Genomic DNA, 17,659 nt, shown 5'->3' with positions numbered 1-17,659 from the left:
GTAGCGTCACATCCACCGGCCCCCTGGTGTCTCGAGGTCAGCACGCTCAAGCGACCTCAAAGGAGAGATGTGATGACCGAGCAACGCGCCCGAGTTGTGGTGATCGGTGGCGGCTACGCCGGAGTGATCGCGGCCAACCATCTGCGGCTACGACCCGATGTCGAGATCACCCTGCTGAACCCGCGGCCCGATTTCGTCGAGCGGATCCGGCTGCACCAGCTGATCACCGGTTCCGACGATGGAGTCGTCGACTACGCCGAGATCCTCGGCCCCGGTATCGAGTTGGCGGTCGACGCCGCCACCCGCATCGACACCGAGACGCGGCAGGTCGAACTGTTCAGCGGGCCCCCTGTGCCGTACGACTACCTGATCTACGCGGTGGGCAGCGGCTCAGCGCGGCCGGCGGTGCCGGGTGCGGACGAATTCGCCTATCCCATCGCCGATCTCGAAGAAGCGCAGCGGCTGACCACCGCGCTGGCCGACCTGCACTCTCGTGCCCCGGTGTGTGTGGTCGGCGCCGGCCCGACCGGCATTGAGACCGCTGCCGAACTGGCCGAGCAGGGCCGCACGGTCACGCTGGTGTGCGGAGCGGTCCTCGGGCCCTACCTGAGCACGCCCGGACGCCGGTCGGTGGCCAAGCAGCTGCGCAAGCTCGGCGTCGAGATCGTCGACGGACCGCAGGCCGTGGTGACCGCGGTGGCCGCGGATGCGGTCACCCTGGCCGACGGGCGCAGGCTGGCGAGCGCGGTGACGATCTGGACCGCGGGGTTCGGGGTCCCCGATCTCGCGACACGCTCCGGCCTGCGTACCGACGCGATCGGACGACTGCTCACCGACGAAACCCTGACCAGTGTGGACAGCGACCGGATCGTGGCGGCCGGCGATGCCGCCGCCCCGTCAGGTCAGCCGCTGCGGATGAGCTGCCAGGCCGCGATCCCGCTGGGCGCCCAGGCCGCCAACACCGTGCTGGCCCGGCTCGCCGGGGATCAGCCCGCTGCGATCAGCCAAGCGTTCACCGGTCAGTGCATCAGCCTCGGCCGCGGTGGCGCGACCATTCAGATCGCCCGCACCAACGACGTTCCGCTGCCGCTCTACATCGGCGGCCGCGCGGCCGCGACGATCAAGGAGGCGGTGTGCAAGGGCACCATCGGCTTCCTGCGCCGCGAGGCCCGCAAGCCGGGCTCCTATTTCTGGATCAAGGGCGGCGGCAAGCGCCCCGCTCCCGAGCCGGTGGCGACCCGGTGACAGCGGCCGACGAGCACGCCGACCGGTTCACCCTGCTGCGGCCGCTGCTGTTCACCATCGCCTACGAGATCACCGGGTCGGCCACCGAGGCCGACGACGTGTTGCAGGACAGCTATTTACGTTGGGCGACAGTAGATTTGGCTGAGGTTCGGGACACCAAGGCGTACCTGGCCCAGCTGGTCACCCGGCAGGCGCTGAACACGCTGCGCTCGCAGTCCCGCCGCCGGGAGGACTATGTCGGCCCGTGGCTGCCTGAACCGCTGCTGCTCGACGAGCACGACGGGGCCGCCGACGTGGTGCTGGCCGAGTCGGTGTCGATGGCGATGCTCGTGGTGCTCGAGACGCTGACTCCCGATGAGCGTGCGGTCTTCGTGCTGCGTGAGGTGTTCGGCTTCAGCCACGACGAAATCGCCGATGCGATAGGAAAATCCACGGCCGCGGTGCGGCAGATGGCGCATCGCGCCCGCGAGCATGTGCACTCGAGGCGGCGCCGGTTTTCCCCATTGGACCCGCAACAGTCCGAGCAGATCACCACGCAATTCCTGATGGCGGCGGCGACCGGTGACCTGGAGGGGCTGATGAGCATGCTGGCGCCCGACGTGGTGTTCACCTCCGACAGTGACGGCAAGGTCAGCGCCGCCCGCCGGCCGGTGCTGGGGCCGGCCAAGGTCGCCAGGCTCATCATCGGGCTGTTCCGCCAGGCGACGCCGGAGTACCGGATCGAGGGGGCGAACTACAACGGGGCGCCCGCGATCGTCGTCTTCCGCGGTGAGCAGGCCGAGTCGGTGATGCTGGTGGAGATCACCGAGGGGACGATCACCAACTTCTACGCGATGCGCAACCCGGACAAGCTGGCCGCCGTCACCGTGCGCAGGGAAATCAGCCGCTGATCCTTTGCGTCTGCCGACCGCAGGCGTCAGGCTATGGCGATGCGCATCGACCGGCTCGGGGACCTCGGCACCGCCGCCGAGGTCCTGCGCGCCGTGGCCGCCGGCGCGCGTCTGCGCGGACTGGCGCCACCCGCCGCTCTGGCCGGTGACTGGTTCGGCGCCGGCGCGGTGATCGCCCCCACCCTCTCGGTGCGGGCGGTCGAGCCCACAGCGGTGTTCCCGGTGCCGCCTGGTCACCGCGGTGACGCGGTCGGTGGCGGCTGGATCGGCTACCTGTCCTATCCCGACGCAACGGCCGACGGCGCGCCGCCGCGAATCCCCGAGGTGGCCGGCGGCTGGACCGACAATGTGCTGCGATTGGACCGCGACGGCTGCTGGTGGCACGAAAGCCTCTCCGCCGCGCCGATCGCGGGATGGGTGGCCGACGCCTTGTCGTCCCCGGCCCCGCCGCTGACTTACGACATCGACTGGGACAAGCCCGATTTCGCGCGCCACCAAGACGGCGTGCTGGCCTGCCTGGCGGCGATCGAGGCCGGCGAGGTGTATCAGGCCTGCGTGTGCACACAGTTCACCGGCACGCTGCGCGGCTCGTCGCTGGAGTTCTTCGCCGACGCCGTCACCCGGACCACACCGGCGCGGGCCGCCTACCTGGCCGGCGACTGGGGCGCGGTGGCATCGCTGTCACCGGAACTGTTCCTGCGGCGTACCGGCGACGACGTGGCGTCCAGTCCGATCAAGGGGACGCTGCCCTTGCACCGGTCGCCGGACGAACTGCGGGCGTCGGTCAAGGACGTCGCCGAGAACATCATGATCGTGGATCTGGTGCGCAACGACCTCGGCCGGGCCGCCGACACCGGCACCGTCACCGTCGCCGAACTGCTCACGGTCCGGGCCGCACCCGGGGTGTGGCACCTGGTGTCGACGGTGGCGGCCAAAGTTCGCCCCGAGATCCCCAACGCCGCACTGCTGGCCGCGACCTTCCCCCCGGCTTCGGTGACCGGAACTCCGAAAACCCGCGCTCGGCAACTGCTTTCACAGTGGGAACCACGGCGTCGCGGCGTGTACTGCGGGACGTTGGGAATGGCATCCCCGATCGCGGGCACCGAACTGAACGTGGCAATCCGCACCGTCGAGTTCGATGCAGCCGGCGGGGCGGTGCTCGGCGTCGGCGGCGGCATCACGGCCGACTCCGATGCGATGGCCGAATGGCAGGAATGCCTCGACAAGGCCGCGCCGGTTCTCTACGCGTCCCGGGCTCGCAGCACCGCGTCGTAGAGCTCCCGTTTCGCCGGTGCACCCGGATGGGTGTCGACCACCTGCGCACAGGCGTCCTTGACCCGCATGCCGTCGGCGACCAGCAGTTCGACCTCGGCGACCAGCGTCGGCAGGTCGGTGGTCGGAACCGCGGGGGCGAGCACCACGGTGATCTCGCCGAGCACCTTGTCGTCCGCCCACTGCGCGAGCTCGGCCAGCGAGCCGCGAAGGATCTCCTCGTGCACCTTCGTCAGCTCACGGCACACCACCACCCGCCGGTCCGGGCCGAGTTCGTCGACCGCGTCGCGCAGGCAGTCGGCCAGCCGGCGGGGTGATTCGAAGAACACGCAGGTGCGTTGCTCAGCGGCCAGGCCGGCCAGCCAGGTCCGTCGCGCGGACTGCTTGCGAGGCGCGAACCCCTCGAAGCAGAACCGGTCCGACGGCAGGCCGGAGACCGCCAGTGCGGTGGTGACCGCCGACGGGCCGGGCAGACAGCTGACGGTTAGGTCAGCCTCGATACACGCGGTCACCATCCGATAGCCGGGATCGTTGATCAGCGGCATCCCGGCGTCACTGACCACCAACACGGTGGCGCCCGCCTTGATCTCGTCGAGCAGCGCCGGCACCCGGGCCGCCTCGTTCTGGTCGAACAGGCTGACCACCCGCCCGGCGATTCGCACGTCCAGTGATTGGGCCAGCGAGCGCACCCGCCGGGTGTCCTCGGCGGCCACCACGTCGGCGGTCGCGAGGGCGTCGACCAGTCGTTTCGACGCGTCCCCCGGCTGACCCAGCGGCGTGGCGCCGAGGATCAGTCGCCCAGTCGTCACGCCCGACAGCCTACGATCGCAGGCGATGTCCACGACAGCCGATGACCTCGCCGTGCACGAACGCCACGTGCCCGTCATCAGCCCGGGACCGTTGGTGCCGGTCGCCGACTTCGGCCCGGTCGACCGCATCGAGGGCTGGGTGGCCACCGCGATCATCACCGCGCTGGCCGCGCTGACCCGGTTGATGAACCTGGGTTCGCCCACCGACGCGGGCACCCCGATCTTCGACGAGAAGCACTACGCGCCGCAGGCCTGGCAGATGCTGTCGAACTACGGCGTCGAGGACAACCCCGGCTTCGGGCTGGTGGTGCACCCGCCGGTGGGCAAGCAGATGATCGCGTTGGGCGAGGCGATCTTCGGCTACAACGGGGTGGGCTGGCGGTTCACCAGCGCCGTGTTGGGCGTGCTGCTGGTCCTGCTGGTGGTTCGGATCGTGCGGCGGATCAGTCGCTCCACGCTGATCGGGTCGATGGCCGGGCTGCTGCTGATCGCCGACGGGGTGAGCTTCGTCGCGGCACGCACCGCGCTGCTCGACGGCATCCAGACCTTCTTCGTGGTCGCGGCGTTCGGGGCGCTGATCGTCGACCGCGACCAGGTCCGTGAGCGAATGCACAACGCGCTGCTCGAGGGCCGCATCGCCGAGACGCCGTGGGGTCCTCGTCTCGGGGTTCGGTGGTGGCGCTTCGGCGCGGGCGTGCTGCTGGGCGTGGCGACGGCGACCAAGTGGTCGGGTTTGTACTACATCGTGTTCTTCGGCGCGATGACGCTGGCGTTCGACATCGCCGCCCGGCGCGCATACCGGGTGCCGCGGCCGTGGTTCGGCACGATCCGCCGCGACGTCGGACCGACGGCCTATGTGTTTCTGGCGATTCCGTTCGCGGTGTACCTCGCGTCGTACGCGTGGTGGTTCTCCTCCGAGACCGCCGTCAACCGGTACGAGGTGGGCCAGTCGATCGGCGAGCGGCAGTGGTATCAGCCGCCGGATGCGATCCGGTCGCTGTGGCACTACACGTACAAGGCGTTTCACTTCCATGCGACGCTGACGAACGCGAACGGCAACCACCACCCGTGGGAGTCCAAACCGTGGACGTGGCCGATGTCGTTGCGGCCGGTGCTGTATGCGATCGACAACCAGAACGTCCCGGGCTGCGGCAGCGCCTCCTGCGTGAAGGCCGTGATGCTGGTCGGCACCCCCGCGATGTGGTGGCTGGCGGTGCCGGTCCTGTTCTACGCGGTGTGGCGCGCGTTCGTCCGTCGCGACTGGCGCTACGCCGTCGTCCTCACCGGTTACGGCGCCGGGTTCCTGCCCTGGTTCGCCGACATCGACCGGCAGATGTACTTCTTCTACGCGGTGCCGATGGCGCCGTTCCTGGTGATGGCGATCGCGCTGATACTCGGCGACATCCTGCATGCGCGAAACCAGAATGCCGAACGACGAACGCTCGGGCTGATCGCGGTGAGCTGCTACATCGCGCTGGTGATCACCAACTTCGCCTGGCTGTACCCGGTGCTGACCGGAGTACCGATCTCACAGGCGACGTGGAACATGGAGATCTGGCTGCCCAGCTGGCGCTAAAAGCTATCCACAAGGCGAGATCGACACCACGGTCGTGATTTCGAGAATTCCACAGCCCTGAGGTCGTTTTCGCGGTGCTGACTAGTAGGTTCTGATCCCGCGCCGCAGCATTCGGGCATGTCGTCGCCGTTCATCGGAAGTGCCGCACTCGCCAGCGGACTACTCACGCGCGGCCAGTTGCGCTGGAACTACACCGCAATACATCCCGACGTGTACATCCCCAACGGATCCGAACGCACCCTCGACGTCCGCACCCGGGCAGCGGCACTGTGGGTGCCGGACGGCATCATCGCCGGGCGTGCGGCGGCCGCTCTGCACGGGGCGTCGTGGGTCGCGGCGGCCACCCCGATCGAGCTCATCGGGCGTGCCCGCCGCCACCAGCCCGGCGTCGTCGTGCGCGAGGAACGCATCGGCTCAGGCGAATTCATGCTGGTGGACGACGTGGTCGTCACGACGCCCGAACGCACCGCGCTCGACCTGGCTCGCCATCTGGCGAGAGGCGAGGCCGTCGCCCACCTCGACGCACTCGCCGCGGCCACCGGCGTCGAATCCGGCGACGTACTCGCGCTTGGCGACCACTACCCCGGCGCGCGAGGAATCCAGCGAGCGCGATCCGTCCTGCCGCTGACCGACGCGGGCGCCCAGTCGCCGCGGGAATCCTGGCTGCGGTTGCTGTTGATCGACGCCGGATCCCCTCGCCCCGCAACTCAGATTCCCGTCTCCGACGGCTACACGACGGCGTTCGTCGACCTCGGCTGGGACGAGCCGAAGATCGGGCTGGAGTACGAGGGTGCGCATCACCAGGCCGATCGCAGCCAACACGTCCGGGACATCGGTCGCTACGACATGCTCGAAGCCATGGGCTGGCTGATCATCCGTGTGGTGAAGGAACACAGCCGGGCCTACATCCTTCGGCGAGTGCACGACGCTTTCACCCGCCGGCGACTCTCACTGGCGAGATCTGCATGAGGGTCGCGAATCCGGCTGGTCCACAGCCATGGTGTCGATCTCGCCGAGGCGTTAGAGCCCCAGCATCGGCTTCAGCAGTTCACCGACCGCGGCGACGCCACCCGGCTTGTACCCGTTGATCGTCGCTGCGGACAGGATGACGCCGTCGACGCCCGCGTCGAGCACCTTGGTCTTGATCTGGTCGGCGATCTGCTCCGGGTTGCCGAAGACGGCCTGCTGCTTGAAGTCGTCCGGGATCATGTCGGCGGTGATGTTCTCGTCGATGAGCGCGATCGCGAGCACACTGGTCTCCAAGGTGGCGGGGTCGCGGCCGATCTTCTCGCACGCGTCGGCGACCACCTGGACCTTGCGCGGCAGCTCGTCGAAGCCGGCGATGATGTTCAGGTGATCGAAGTGCTTGGCGGCCAACGGAATTGTCTTCTTCTCGCCGCTCCCGCCGATCATCAGCGGAATGTGGTCGCGGAAGCGGGGATTGGCGAACGCCTCTTTGGTTTGGTAGTGCTTGCCGTCCACGGTCACCCGCTCGCCTTTGAGCATCGGCAGGATGATGTCCAATGCCTCGTGCAGCTTGTTGAACCGGTCGGTGAAGGTGCCGAACTCGTAGCCCAGCGAGTCGTGCTCGAGTTCGAACCAGCCGGTGCCGATGCCCAGGACCGCCCTGCCCTGGCTGATCACGTCGAGGGTGGTGATCTCCTTGGCCAGCAGGGCCGGGTTGCGGTAGGTGTTGCCGGTGACCAGTGTGCCGAGCTGAACCCGGCTCGTCGCCGTCGCCAGCGCACCCAGCGCGGTATAGGCCTCCAGCATCGGCTCCTCGGGCGCACCGAGCCCGGGCAGCTGATAGAGGTGGTCCATAAGGAAGACCGAGTCGAACCCGGTGGCCTCGGCCTCTTCGGCCTGCGCGATCACGGTCGGAAACAGCTCGGCGACGCCGGTGCCGTAGGAGAAGTTCGGGATCTGAAGTCCAAGTTTGATTGCCACGTCTGTGAACGTAACCCCGACTAACCGGAGCGTGCGCCCCGTTTCACTCTCCGCGAACCCGGGAATAGACCGCGCCGTAAGGTCAGGGCCATGAAAAGCCGCGCCGCGATCGTCCGCGAGGTCGGCGGCACCTGGTCGGTCGAGGATTTCGAACTCGACCCCCCGCGCTGCGGCGAGGTGCTGGTGCAGATGGCCGCCGCCGGGCTGTGCCATTCCGACGACCACATCCGCAACGGCTTCATGTCACCGCCCTCCGGACCAAGGGATGCCCCGACCTCGCGTCCCCCGACCATCGGCGGTCACGAGGGTTCGGGGGTGGTCGTGGAGGTCGGTCCCGGCGTCACCGGGCTGGCTCCCGGCGACCATGTCGTGACCTCCTTCGTCGCGGTGTGCGGGCATTGCCGCTGGTGCGCGTCGGGCATGGAGTACCTGTGCGACAAGGGCGCCGGGGTGCTGACGCCGGGCATGCCGACCGACGGCACCTTTCGCCACCACACCCTCGACGGGCACGACGTCGGCCACACCTCCAAGATCGGCGCCTTCGCCGAACACACTGTCGTCGCCGCGGATTCGCTGGTGAAGATCGACCCGGACATCCCGCTCGTGCCCGCTGCTCTGCTGGCGTGTGCGGTCCCGACCGGGTACGGCTCGGCGGCCCGCCGCGGCAATGTGCGCGGCGGAGACACCGTCGTGGTGGTCGGCGCCGGCGGCATCGGCACCGCCGCCATCCAGGGCGCCCGGATCAACGGTGCGACGACGATCGTGGCGGTCGATCCCCTTGAGAACAAACGCAAGTCGGCCGTCGACTTCGGGGCAACCCACACCGCGGTCTGGGCGGCCGATGCGAAAGACCTGGTTCGGGACCTGACGCGCGGGGTGATGGCGGACTGCGTGGTTGTCGCGCCGTCGGACATCACCGGTGACGATGTGCGCGACGCGCTGGCGCTCACCCGCAAGGGCGGCACCTGTGTCCTGACCGGTATGGCCCCGTCCGGCCCGCTGCCGGTCCACCTGGACATCCAAGACCTGGTCTTGATGAACAAGACCCTGTGCGGAACCGTGTTCGGCTCGTGCAATCCGCGTTCCGAAATCCCGCTGCTGGCAAGAATGTACAGCGCGGGACAGCTGCGCCTCGACGAGATGATCACCACCCGCTACCGCCTCGACGACATCAACGACGCCTTCGACGACCTGATGCAGGGCCGGTTGATTCGCGGCGTCATCGACTTCGGGATCGCTTGAGCGCGCCCGTGACATCTCCCCTGTCGGGTATCCGGGTGCTCGAGATCGGCAACCGGATCGCCACCGCCTACTGCGGCAAGCTGCTGCGCGACGCCGGCGCCGAGGTGGTGATGGTCAACCCCCCACCGGTCACCGACTGCGCCGGTACCGACCAGTCGGTGTCGCACCGTCCGAGGGCGACAGCCCGTTCTTCTCGTTCCTGGCCGGCGGCAAACACAGCATCGCCGTACCGTCGGTCACCGCCGCGCTGCTGGCTTCCGCCGACATCGTCATCCTCGGTGCCACCCCGCAGCAGGCCGCCGCGCTGGGCCTGAGCGCGAACGAGATCGCCTGCTGCACAACACCGGTGGTCACGGTGTCGAACTTCGGCTGGGAAGGCCCGTGGGCAGAACTGCCGGCCACCGAATTCACCATGCAAGCCTGGTGTGGCTCGACCGGGTCACGGGGAGAGCCGGACCGGCCGCCGATCGCCGTCGGCGGCGACCTGGGTGAGTTCATCGCCGGTAGCTACGCCGCGTTCTTCGCGCTCGCCGCGCACCGCTCTGGCGGCAGCTTCGACATGTCGGTGCTGGAAGCGATGACCACGTCGATGCAGGTGTTCTCCTGGCTGCGTAAAGAACTGATGCTTCTCGAGGTCGTCGGCCGCTCCACCGAGGTGCCGTCGGTGGAACGCGCCAAGGACGGCTACGTCGGAATCTCGATGGCCACCGGCCAGCAGTGGCAGGACTTCTGCGCGATGGTCGAATGCCCCGACCTGGCCGACGTTCCCGAGTTGCGTTTCCAGGTGGGCCGCTGGGAACAGCGCGACCTCATCCGGGCCCGCATCGGCGACTGGTTCGCCACGCACACCGTCGCGGAGATAGTCGAGCTGGCCGAGTTGTTCCGCATCCCGATGGCGGCCATCGGCAACGGTGAAACACTCTCCGGGATGGATCATTTCGTCGCGCGGAAGTCGTTCCTCGATCATCCCGCCGGATTCCGCGCGCCGGGGCCGCCGTGGCGGATGAGTCGCACGCCGCCACTGCCGCCGGCGTTGCCTCCCGCTGTCGGTGACACCGTGGCCGACTGGACGCCACGGGACAAGCCGGACCGCGCGGGCCTGCCGCTCGACGGTGTCCGGATCGTGGACCTGACCGCGTTCTGGGCCGGCCCGGCCGCCACTCACCTGCTGGCGATGCTGGGTGCCGACGTGGTCAAGGTCGAGTCGGTGCAACGCCCGGACGGGATGCGCTTCGCCGGCGGGTTCCGTGCGGACGTCGAGCGGTGGTGGGAGTACAGCTGGGTCTTTCACGGCGTCAACTCCGGCAAGCGCTCGGTGACCCTGGATCTGGAATCCGAGTATGGCAGAGCACTTTTCGGTCGGATGGTCGCCGAGGCCGACGTGGTGATCGAGAATTTCACGCCCCGGGTGATGGAGAACTTCGGGCTGGGGTACGAGGCGCTGCGCCGGTTCAACGAGCAGATCATCGAGGTTCGCATGCCCGGGTTCGGGCTCGACGGCCCGTGGCGCGACCGGGTGGGCTTCGCGATGACGATGGAGCAGCTTGCGGGGCTGGCCTGGATCACCGGCTATCCTGACGGCCTGCCGACCGCCCCGCGCGGTGCGTGCGACCCGCTGGCCGGAGTGCACGCCGCGTTCCTCACCCTCGCCGCCCTGGAGCACCGCCGGCGCACCGGTCAGGGGCAACTGATCGAGGTGCCGATGATCGACGTGGTGCTCAATGCCAGTGCGCTGCAGGTGATCGAGCGCGACGCCGCGGGTGTGCTGCTGACCCGCCGGGGCAATCGCGGGCACGAGTTCGCCGTGCAAAACGTCTACGCCTGCGCCGGGCGTGACCAGTGGGCGGCGGTCAGCATCCGCCACGATGCCGACTGGGCCGCGCTCACAGCGCTTCTCGGCCAACCGAACTGGGCTCACGGCGTGAGTTACACGGCCGAGGCGGGCGACCTCATCGACGGCCATCTCGCCGAGTGGCTTGCGACCCGACCCCGAGACGAGGCCGTCGCAACATTGCTTGCCGCCGGGATACCCGCGGCACCCGTTCTGCAGCCGCCCGATGTGATCGACAACCCCTCGCTGCAGGCACGTGGGTTCTTCCAGACGGCGTCACACCCGCTGTGCGGACCACTGCCCTACCCGCGGCCGCCGGTCACCGGGCACTTCGTCGCTGCGGCGGCTCCGCTGCTGGGACAGCACAACGCGGACATCCTCGGCGGTGCACTGGGATTGACGGATCAGGACCTGGCTCGCCTGGCGGCCGACGACGTGATCGGGTCCTGGCCGCGGGGACTGTGACCGTCCGTCCGGTGAATCCAGTCGCCGGGCTTCAACCGCCACGTGCGGCGGGCGTATTCGATTTCGGTGTATGGCCATTGCGTGACGATGCGACCACCGGCTGAGCGAAAATAGCTGCCGCACTGCGTCCACACCGTCTGTTCGAGTTCGGCGGAGATCTCGTCGTTGAATCGCCGCTCGGCTTCCGGGTCCACCTCCAGCGTGCCGCCCGTGCGGCGTAGCCGCGCCACCGCGTCGGCGGCCAGCCGGGCCCCCGCCTCCAGGATGTACACGATCGAGTTGCCGCCCTGATTGGTGTTGGGCCCGTACAGCATCAGGAAATTCGGGAAACCGCTGACCGCGACACCGAGGTAGGCGCTGGGGTCCTCGCCCCAACGCTCGTGCAGCGACTGCCCTCCGACGCCGACGACCTCGATGCCGGCGAGGTAGCGGCTGGTCTGGAACCCGGTGGCCAGCACGATGACGTCGGCCTCGGTGGTCGATGAGGCGGTGCACACCGCGTCCTCGGTGACCTTCTCGACGGGTTCGGTCACCAAAGACACGTTGTCCTGCTGCAGCGCGGCGTAGTAGTCGCCACCGAGCAGCACCCGCTTGCAGCGGAACGGGTAGTCCGGGGTGAGCGCCTCGCGGAGCTGTTCGTCGGTGACGTTGCGGCGCAGGAACTCTTCGGCAATACCCTGCCGCCCGGTCACCCGGGGGTCGTCGAGTCGCAACGCGGTGTTGTCGTGCTGCTCCTTCCACAGCCGCCACCGTTCGCGGCGCCCGGCCCAGGGGATACGCCGGAAGCGGTCGAGCTCGCCGGCGGTGAACGCGCGATCGTCCTTGGGCACCATCCACGGCGGTGTGCGCTGGAAGACCGTCAGCTCGGCGGCGTCCCTGGCCAGTTCCGGAACGACCTGCACCGCACTGGCTCCCGTGCCGATGACCGCCACCCGGCAGCCGGTGACGTCGGCGCGCGGATCCCATCGCGCGGTGTGCATGATCGACCCGCCGAAGTCGGTCAGCCCGTCGATGTCGGGCAGCTTGGGCTCGCCGAACAGGCCGACAGCATGGATCACCACGTCGGCCGAGAACGCGAATCCGCTTCCGGTACCGACCGATTCGAGGTCGAGATGCCACTGTTGCGCTCGTTCGTTCCAGCGCATGCTCCGCACCGCGGTGCCGGTCAGCAGGTGCCGTTCCAGATCGAAGTCCCTGGCCACCGACTCCAGGTAGGCCAGGATCTCGGGCTGCCGGGCGTAGGTGCGGCTCCAGTTCCGGTTGGGTGCGAACGACAGCGAGTAGAGGTGGCTCTGGATGTCGCACGCCGCACCGGGATAGGTGTTCAGCCGCCAGGTGCCGCCGACTCCGTCGCAGCGTTCGATGATCGCGATGTCGTCGACGCCGATGCGCCGCAACGCGACTGCGGCGGCCAGCCCGCCGAACCCGGCGCCGATGATCGCCACCCGCGGTGACCGGTGCCGCACCGCTGCCCGCAGTCGGCCCGTCAGGTACCGAGCTGTCATCAGAGACCACCTCGAGAGATCTCGAGCCCGTCGAGCGTGCCGTCCTGCCGCCACGCGGCCAGGATGTCGGCGTATTCGGTTGGGGTGCCGTAGAAGAAGCTGCCCTGCCGAGTGGTGGCGTTGGCCATGCCCTCCCGGTTGTAGTACCCCGGGGTGCAGTTCCTGGCGCGGTCAGCGGTCCCCGCGGATCTGCCCACCACGATGTCCACCCAGTTGTCCTCGGCGGCCGCCGTCGATTCGACGCGGGTCACGGTGCGCGCCAGGCTCTCGGCGATGATCCATCCGACATGGGTGGCCTGGACGTCGAGCAGGTAGGGGAAGTTCACCGTGAAGCCGGACTGCGCGATGCTTTCGACGAAGAGGTTGGGAAAGCCGGCCACCATCAGACCGTGCAGCGTCCGGACGCCGTCACGCCACTTGTCGGTCAGCGTGATCCCGTCCCGGCCGAGCACCTCGAACCCGGTGCGCCGCGCGTACTCGGTGCCCACCTCGAATCCGGTCGCGAAGATCAGGCAGTCGAGTTCGTGCTCGACAGCGTCGACCACGACACCGCGTTCGGTGATGCGCTCTACGCCGCGGCCGTGGGTGTCGACCAGAGTCACGTTGGGGCGGTTGAACGTTGCCAGGTAGTCGTCGTGGAAGCACGGGCGTTTGCAGAAGTAGCCGTACCACGGTTTGAGCGCCTCGGCGGTGGCCGGATCGGCGACGGTCGCGTCGACACGCGCGCGGACCTCCTCCATCTTCGCGAAGTCGGCCAGCTCGCCGTCCCGCATCACCAGCAGCGTCTTGACGATGCTGGTCCACGCGTCGGCCACCAGGTCCTCGTCGGCGTCGCCGCCGGCGGTGAGCTGCTGGAAGTTCTCGATGCGACGCCGCTGCCAGCCGGGTGTCAGTGTGGCGGCCCATTGTGCGTCGGTGGGCCGGTTGGCGCGGACGTCGACCGACGACGGTGTGCGCTGGAACACCGAGAGATGACCGGCGGCACGCGCCAGGTGCGGAACGCACTGCACGGCCGTGGCACCCGTACCGATGATCCCGATCCGCTTGTCGGCCAGCAGTTCCAGGTCCCGCCCGGTGTACTCGTAGTCCCACCGGCTGGTGTGGAAGGTGTGACCCGCGAACGACGCGATGCCCGGGATGCCGGGTAGTTTCGGCTTCTGCAGGTAGCCGTTCGCCATCGAGACGAACCGGGCGCGGATCGCATCACCGCGATCGGTCTCCACGATCCACCGCTCGCTGCGCTCGTCCCAGCGGATCTGCCGGACCTCGGTGTGCAACAGGGCATCGCGATAGAGGTCGTAATGCTCGGCGATGCGCCGGCAGTGCTCGAAGATCTCCGGGCCCTTGGCGTACTTCTCGGTCGGCAGATAGTCGACCTCCTCCAACAGCGGCATGTAGACGTAGGACTCGACATCGCAGGCGATGCCGGGGTATCGGTTCCAGTACCAGGTGCCACCGACGTCGGCCGCCTTGTCGATCAGCCGGATGTCGGCGACGCCGAGTTCCCGCAACCGGGCACCGGTCAGCAGACCGCCGAACCCGGCGCCGATGATCGCGACATCGACCTCGTCGGTGACCGGCTCGCGGGGTTCGGGCGCACCGGACCACGGGTCGGAGGCGAAGCCGGCGAAGTCACCGGCCACCTCGACGTACTGACCGATACCGTCGGGGCGCAACCGGATCTCGCGCTCCCGGGCATAACGGGCGCGCAGCGCGTCGGGATCGAACGGCAGCCCGGTCACGCCGTCCCCACCGCGGTGGCGATCACTTTGGTCTCGAGGTACTCGGCGAAGCCGGCCACCCCCATCTCACGGCCGTTGCCCGACTGCTTGTAGCCGCCGAACGGGGTGTCGGCCGAATACCACACTCCCCCATTGACACTGACCGTTCCGGTCCGCAGCCGCGCCGCCACCGAGGTCGCCCGCTGCGGGTCCGAACTCCACACCGCCGCGGACAGCCCATAGGGCGAGTCGTTGGCGATGGCGACCGCGTCGTCGTCACCGTCATGGGCCAGCACCACCAACACCGGGCCGAAGATCTCCTCACGCGCCACCCGGGCCGAATTGTCGAGGCCCCGAATCACCGTGGGAGCGATGAAGTATCCGCGGTCCAGTGCGCCAGGACGGCGTCCGCCGCAGGCGAACGAGCCGCCCTCGTCCAACGCCAGATCCAGATAGCCCTGCACACGGTCACGCTGACGCGCCGAGATCAGCGGACCGCACACCGTCGCGGGATCGGTCGGGTCGCCGACCGCGATACCGCCCATCGCATCGGCGGCCGCGTCCACGGCCTCGTCGTATCGGTTGCGCGGCACCAGCAGACGGGTGGTGAACGCACAGCCCTGGCCGGCGTGCCGGGACACCGCGACAGCCGCCGCGCCGCACGCCCGGCCCAGGTCGGCGTCGTCGAGCACGATGAACGCCGACTTGCCGCCGAGTTCGAGGAAGACCTTGGTGATGTTGTCGGCCGCGGCGGCCGTCACCGCGGCGCCGGTGGCCGTCGACCCGGTGAACGACACCACGTCCACCCGGGCGTCCCGGCACAGCTGCGCACCCAGACCGGGATCGGCGGCGGTCACGACGTTGACCACGCCCGGCGGGAAGTCGGTGTGCTCGGCGATGATCCGGCCGATGTGGGCGGCGCACCACGGGGTCTCGGGAGCGGGCTTGAGGACCACGGTATTGCCTGCCGCCAAGGCCGGCCCCAGCTTGGCGAGGTTGATCTGATGCGGGAAGTTGAACGGCGTGATCGCGCCGACGACCCCGTACGGCTCACGGACCAGCCAGCGCTGCGTCGCGATACCCATCGGGGATGCCACCCCGAGATCGGTTTTCCACGAAAATCTTTCGGCGGTGTCGGCGGGGAACGCCAGATCGTTGACCGGGCCTTCGAGGTGTGAGCCGTACGTGAAGGTCACCGGGGCGCCCACCTCGGCGACGGTGATCGAACGCAGTTCCTCGATCTCGGCGATCAGTGCCGCACGCAACTGGCGCAGGCAATGCACCCGCAGCGCCACATCGCGGGTCCAGTCGCTGTGGTCGAACGCGGCGCGCGCGGCGGTGATCGCGCGGTCCATGTCCGCGTTGTCGGCGTCGGCCGCCGGCCCGATCTGCTCCTCGGTGGCCGGATTGACGGTGCTGAACGTGCCCGCCCCGCCGGGGACCAGCTTCCCGTCGATCAGCAGATCGGTCACAGCGGGTCCCGGGCCACCGGACATGACATGCAGCGCGGACCACCGCGGCCGGTGCCGAGCTCGGAGGCGGCGATCGGCAGCACTTCGATACCCGAATCCTGCAGCCGGGCATTGGTTTCGGTGTTGCGTTCGTAGGCGACGACGACGCCGGGGGCCACCGCGAGGGTGTTGTTGCCGTCGTCCCACTGCTCGCGTTCGGCGGTCACCGGGTCCAGCCCGGTGTCGATGACCCGCAGCGCAGTTCCCATCGCGTCGGCGGCCGCCTTCACGAACGGCACCTCGTCCAGGATCTTCACCCCGTCGGGTGTGCGTTTGATGGTGAACGCCGACAGCGAGTCACTGATCGCCGGGTACATCACCACCGCGTCGACGTCCACCATCGTGCAGACGGTGTCCAGGTGCATCTGCGCTCGCTCCTGGGCGATCGGGACGGCCAGCACCGTGTGGGCCAATCCGTCGTCGAACAGGCTGCGCGCCAATGCTTCCGCGCCCGCCGGGGTGGTGCGCTCCCCGACTCCGACGGCCACCACGCCGGGCGAGAGCAGCAGCACGTCACCGCCTTCCACCGGCGCCGTGTGCGATTCGTAGGCGCGGCGCACACCGAGGAAACGTGGGTGATGGGCGTAGATGAGGTCGGTGAGTGAGGTTTCGCGCATCCGCGCGGGCAGGGCTAGCGAGGTGATCGCCACCCGAGGACCTATCCAGAACGACGAGTCGCGGGTGAACAACAGGTTCGGCAGCGGCTCGATGACGAAGTCGCCGCCGTGATGCATCAGCCGGACCAGCGACATGTCCGACGTTGCGCCCGAGGGCAATTCGGTGAAGGTCATGCCCGCCATCAGCACATGCGCCAGCGCCGCCGGCTCCAAGCTGCGCAGGTAGGCTGAAAGTTCCTGCGCCAGAGGCAATCCCAGGCGGCGCGCATCGACGGCAGCGGCGATGCCCTGCATCCTGGCCGCCCCGCTGTTGAGCGCCTCGGTCAGCAGTTCGGACAGCAACAGCACTTCCACGCCCCGCGACCGCAGCAGGTCGGCGAACGCGTCGTGCTCCTGCTGTGCCCGCGCCACCCACGGCAGACCGTCGAACAGCAGTTTGTCGTTGTTGCGTGGGGTCAACCGCTGCAGTTCGGCACCGGGGCGGTGCAGGATGACGACTCGCAGCGTCCCGACCTCGGAGTTGGAGCCAAGTACGGCGGCAGTCACGAATAGCACCGTAACAACACCGCAGCCAGCTCATCTATCGTCGAGGAGTGACCGAGCACGAACTGGGGCCCGGCGAGCTCGCGGCGCGAGCCGGAGTGGCGATCTCGGCACTGCACTTCTACGAGCGCGAGGGCCTGATCAGCAGCCGCCGAACGTCGGGCAACCAGCGGCGTTACCCTCGCGACACGCTGCGCCGGGTGGCCTTCATCCGGATGTCCCAGCGCCTCGGCATCCCCCTGGCCCGGGTCCGCGAAGCCCTGGCCACCCTGCCGACCGACCGGGTTCCCACCAGCCGCGACTGGGCGCGGCTGTCGGCGGGCTGGCGCGACGACCTCGATGAGCGGATCGGCCATCTGCAGCGGTTGCGCGACAACCTCGCCGACTGCATCGGCTGCGGTTGCCTGAGCCTGCGCAGCTGTGCGCTGTCCAACCCCGAAGACGTCCTCGCCGGACACGGCCCCGGGGCGGCGAAACTCTAGCTT

The 17,659-nt window shown here is 68.8% G+C and carries 13 protein-coding genes and 1 pseudogene; 8 read left to right on the top strand and 6 right to left on the bottom strand.

Annotated features, from left to right (window positions below; genetic code table 11):
- Positions 1-72 precede the first annotated feature (72 nt).
- Genes CRM90_RS16710 through CRM90_RS16700 form a run of 3 tightly spaced genes read left to right on the top strand, consistent with a single transcriptional unit; the run spans position 73 to position 3,410 of the window.
- The gene (locus tag CRM90_RS16710) at positions 73-1,245 is read left to right on the top strand and encodes an NAD(P)/FAD-dependent oxidoreductase (protein WP_102808072.1); all 1,173 of its coding nucleotides are present in this window, start codon (positions 73-75) and stop codon (positions 1,243-1,245) included.
- Positions 1,242-2,135 (top strand): RNA polymerase sigma-70 factor, encoded by an 894-nt coding sequence (locus CRM90_RS16705; protein ID WP_102808071.1) that lies wholly within the window; start codon positions 1,242-1,244, stop codon positions 2,133-2,135. Before CRM90_RS16710 ends, CRM90_RS16705 begins: the two co-directional genes overlap by 4 nt.
- A gap of 39 nt (positions 2,136-2,174) precedes the next feature.
- Positions 2,175-3,410 carry an aminodeoxychorismate synthase component I gene (locus CRM90_RS16700; protein ID WP_102808143.1) on the top strand — a complete coding sequence of 412 codons (1,236 nt, stop codon included), beginning with the start codon at positions 2,175-2,177 and terminating at the stop codon, positions 3,408-3,410.
- Here the strand turns inward: CRM90_RS16700 and rsmI are convergent.
- A complete protein-coding gene (rsmI, locus tag CRM90_RS16695; RefSeq protein ID WP_102808070.1) occupies positions 3,377-4,216 on the bottom strand; it encodes a 16S rRNA (cytidine(1402)-2'-O)-methyltransferase in 840 nt (279 codons plus the stop codon). The genes CRM90_RS16700 and rsmI overlap by 34 nt on opposite strands.
- Before the next feature lie 25 nt (positions 4,217-4,241).
- Between rsmI and CRM90_RS16690 the strand changes: the two genes are divergently transcribed.
- On the top strand, positions 4,242-5,792 hold the full coding sequence (locus CRM90_RS16690) for a dolichyl-phosphate-mannose--protein mannosyltransferase (RefSeq protein ID WP_102808069.1): 1,551 nt from the start codon (positions 4,242-4,244) through the stop codon (positions 5,790-5,792).
- Between the two features lie 117 nt (positions 5,793-5,909).
- Entirely contained in the window at positions 5,910-6,761 is an 852-nt protein-coding gene (locus tag CRM90_RS16685; protein ID WP_102808068.1) for a type IV toxin-antitoxin system AbiEi family antitoxin, read from the top strand.
- A 51-nt stretch (positions 6,762-6,812) separates the two neighbouring features.
- On the opposite strand, the gene CRM90_RS16680 is transcribed toward CRM90_RS16685, so the two are convergent.
- The gene (locus CRM90_RS16680; RefSeq protein WP_102808067.1) at positions 6,813-7,739 is read right to left on the bottom strand and encodes an LLM class F420-dependent oxidoreductase; all 927 of its coding nucleotides are present in this window, start codon (positions 7,737-7,739) and stop codon (positions 6,813-6,815) included.
- 90 nt (positions 7,740-7,829) lie between these two features.
- On the opposite strand from CRM90_RS16680, the gene CRM90_RS16675 reads away from it, so the two are divergent.
- Together CRM90_RS16675 and CRM90_RS16670 are read left to right on the top strand one after the other, a co-directional pair.
- Positions 7,830-8,981, top strand: coding sequence for an NDMA-dependent alcohol dehydrogenase (locus CRM90_RS16675; RefSeq protein WP_102808066.1), 1,152 nt, complete (start codon positions 7,830-7,832; stop codon positions 8,979-8,981).
- Positions 8,982-8,989: 8 nt separating this feature from the next.
- A pseudogene (locus CRM90_RS16670) lies at positions 8,990-11,277 on the top strand (CaiB/BaiF CoA-transferase family protein).
- On the opposite strand, the gene CRM90_RS16665 reads toward CRM90_RS16670, so the two are convergent.
- The 4 genes from CRM90_RS16665 to arcA are packed head-to-tail and all read right to left on the bottom strand — an operon-like array spanning position 11,217 to position 17,177.
- Positions 11,217-12,782: a flavin-containing monooxygenase gene (locus CRM90_RS16665; RefSeq protein WP_102808065.1), complete on the bottom strand. Its 1,566-nt coding sequence runs from the start codon at positions 12,780-12,782 to the stop codon at positions 11,217-11,219. The pseudogene CRM90_RS16670 and the gene CRM90_RS16665 overlap by 61 nt on opposite strands.
- A complete protein-coding gene (locus CRM90_RS16660; protein ID WP_102808064.1) occupies positions 12,782-14,524 on the bottom strand; it encodes a flavin-containing monooxygenase in 1,743 nt (580 codons plus the stop codon). The genes CRM90_RS16665 and CRM90_RS16660 overlap by 1 nt, the downstream gene beginning before the upstream one ends.
- Positions 14,521-15,999 (bottom strand): aldehyde dehydrogenase, encoded by a 1,479-nt coding sequence (locus CRM90_RS16655; protein ID WP_102808063.1) that lies wholly within the window; start codon positions 15,997-15,999, stop codon positions 14,521-14,523. Before CRM90_RS16655 ends, CRM90_RS16660 begins: the two co-directional genes overlap by 4 nt.
- Complete coding sequence (gene arcA, locus CRM90_RS16650; RefSeq protein WP_102808142.1) at positions 15,972-17,177, bottom strand: arginine deiminase; 1,206 nt, start codon at positions 17,175-17,177, stop codon at positions 15,972-15,974. The genes CRM90_RS16655 and arcA overlap by 28 nt, the downstream gene beginning before the upstream one ends.
- 47 nt (positions 17,178-17,224) lie before the next feature.
- Between arcA and soxR the strand changes: the two genes are divergently transcribed.
- Positions 17,225-17,656 (top strand): redox-sensitive transcriptional activator SoxR, encoded by a 432-nt coding sequence (gene soxR / locus CRM90_RS16645; RefSeq protein WP_102808062.1) that lies wholly within the window; start codon positions 17,225-17,227, stop codon positions 17,654-17,656.
- Positions 17,657-17,659: the final 3 nt, after the last annotated feature.

Origin of the sequence: Mycobacterium sp. ENV421, assembly GCF_002887815.1 — a bacterium.
Lineage (GTDB): Bacteria > Actinomycetota > Actinomycetes > Mycobacteriales > Mycobacteriaceae > Mycobacterium.
The sequence above is the reverse complement of the archived record's forward strand: the minus strand, read 5'-3'. Positions and strand labels throughout refer to the sequence as shown.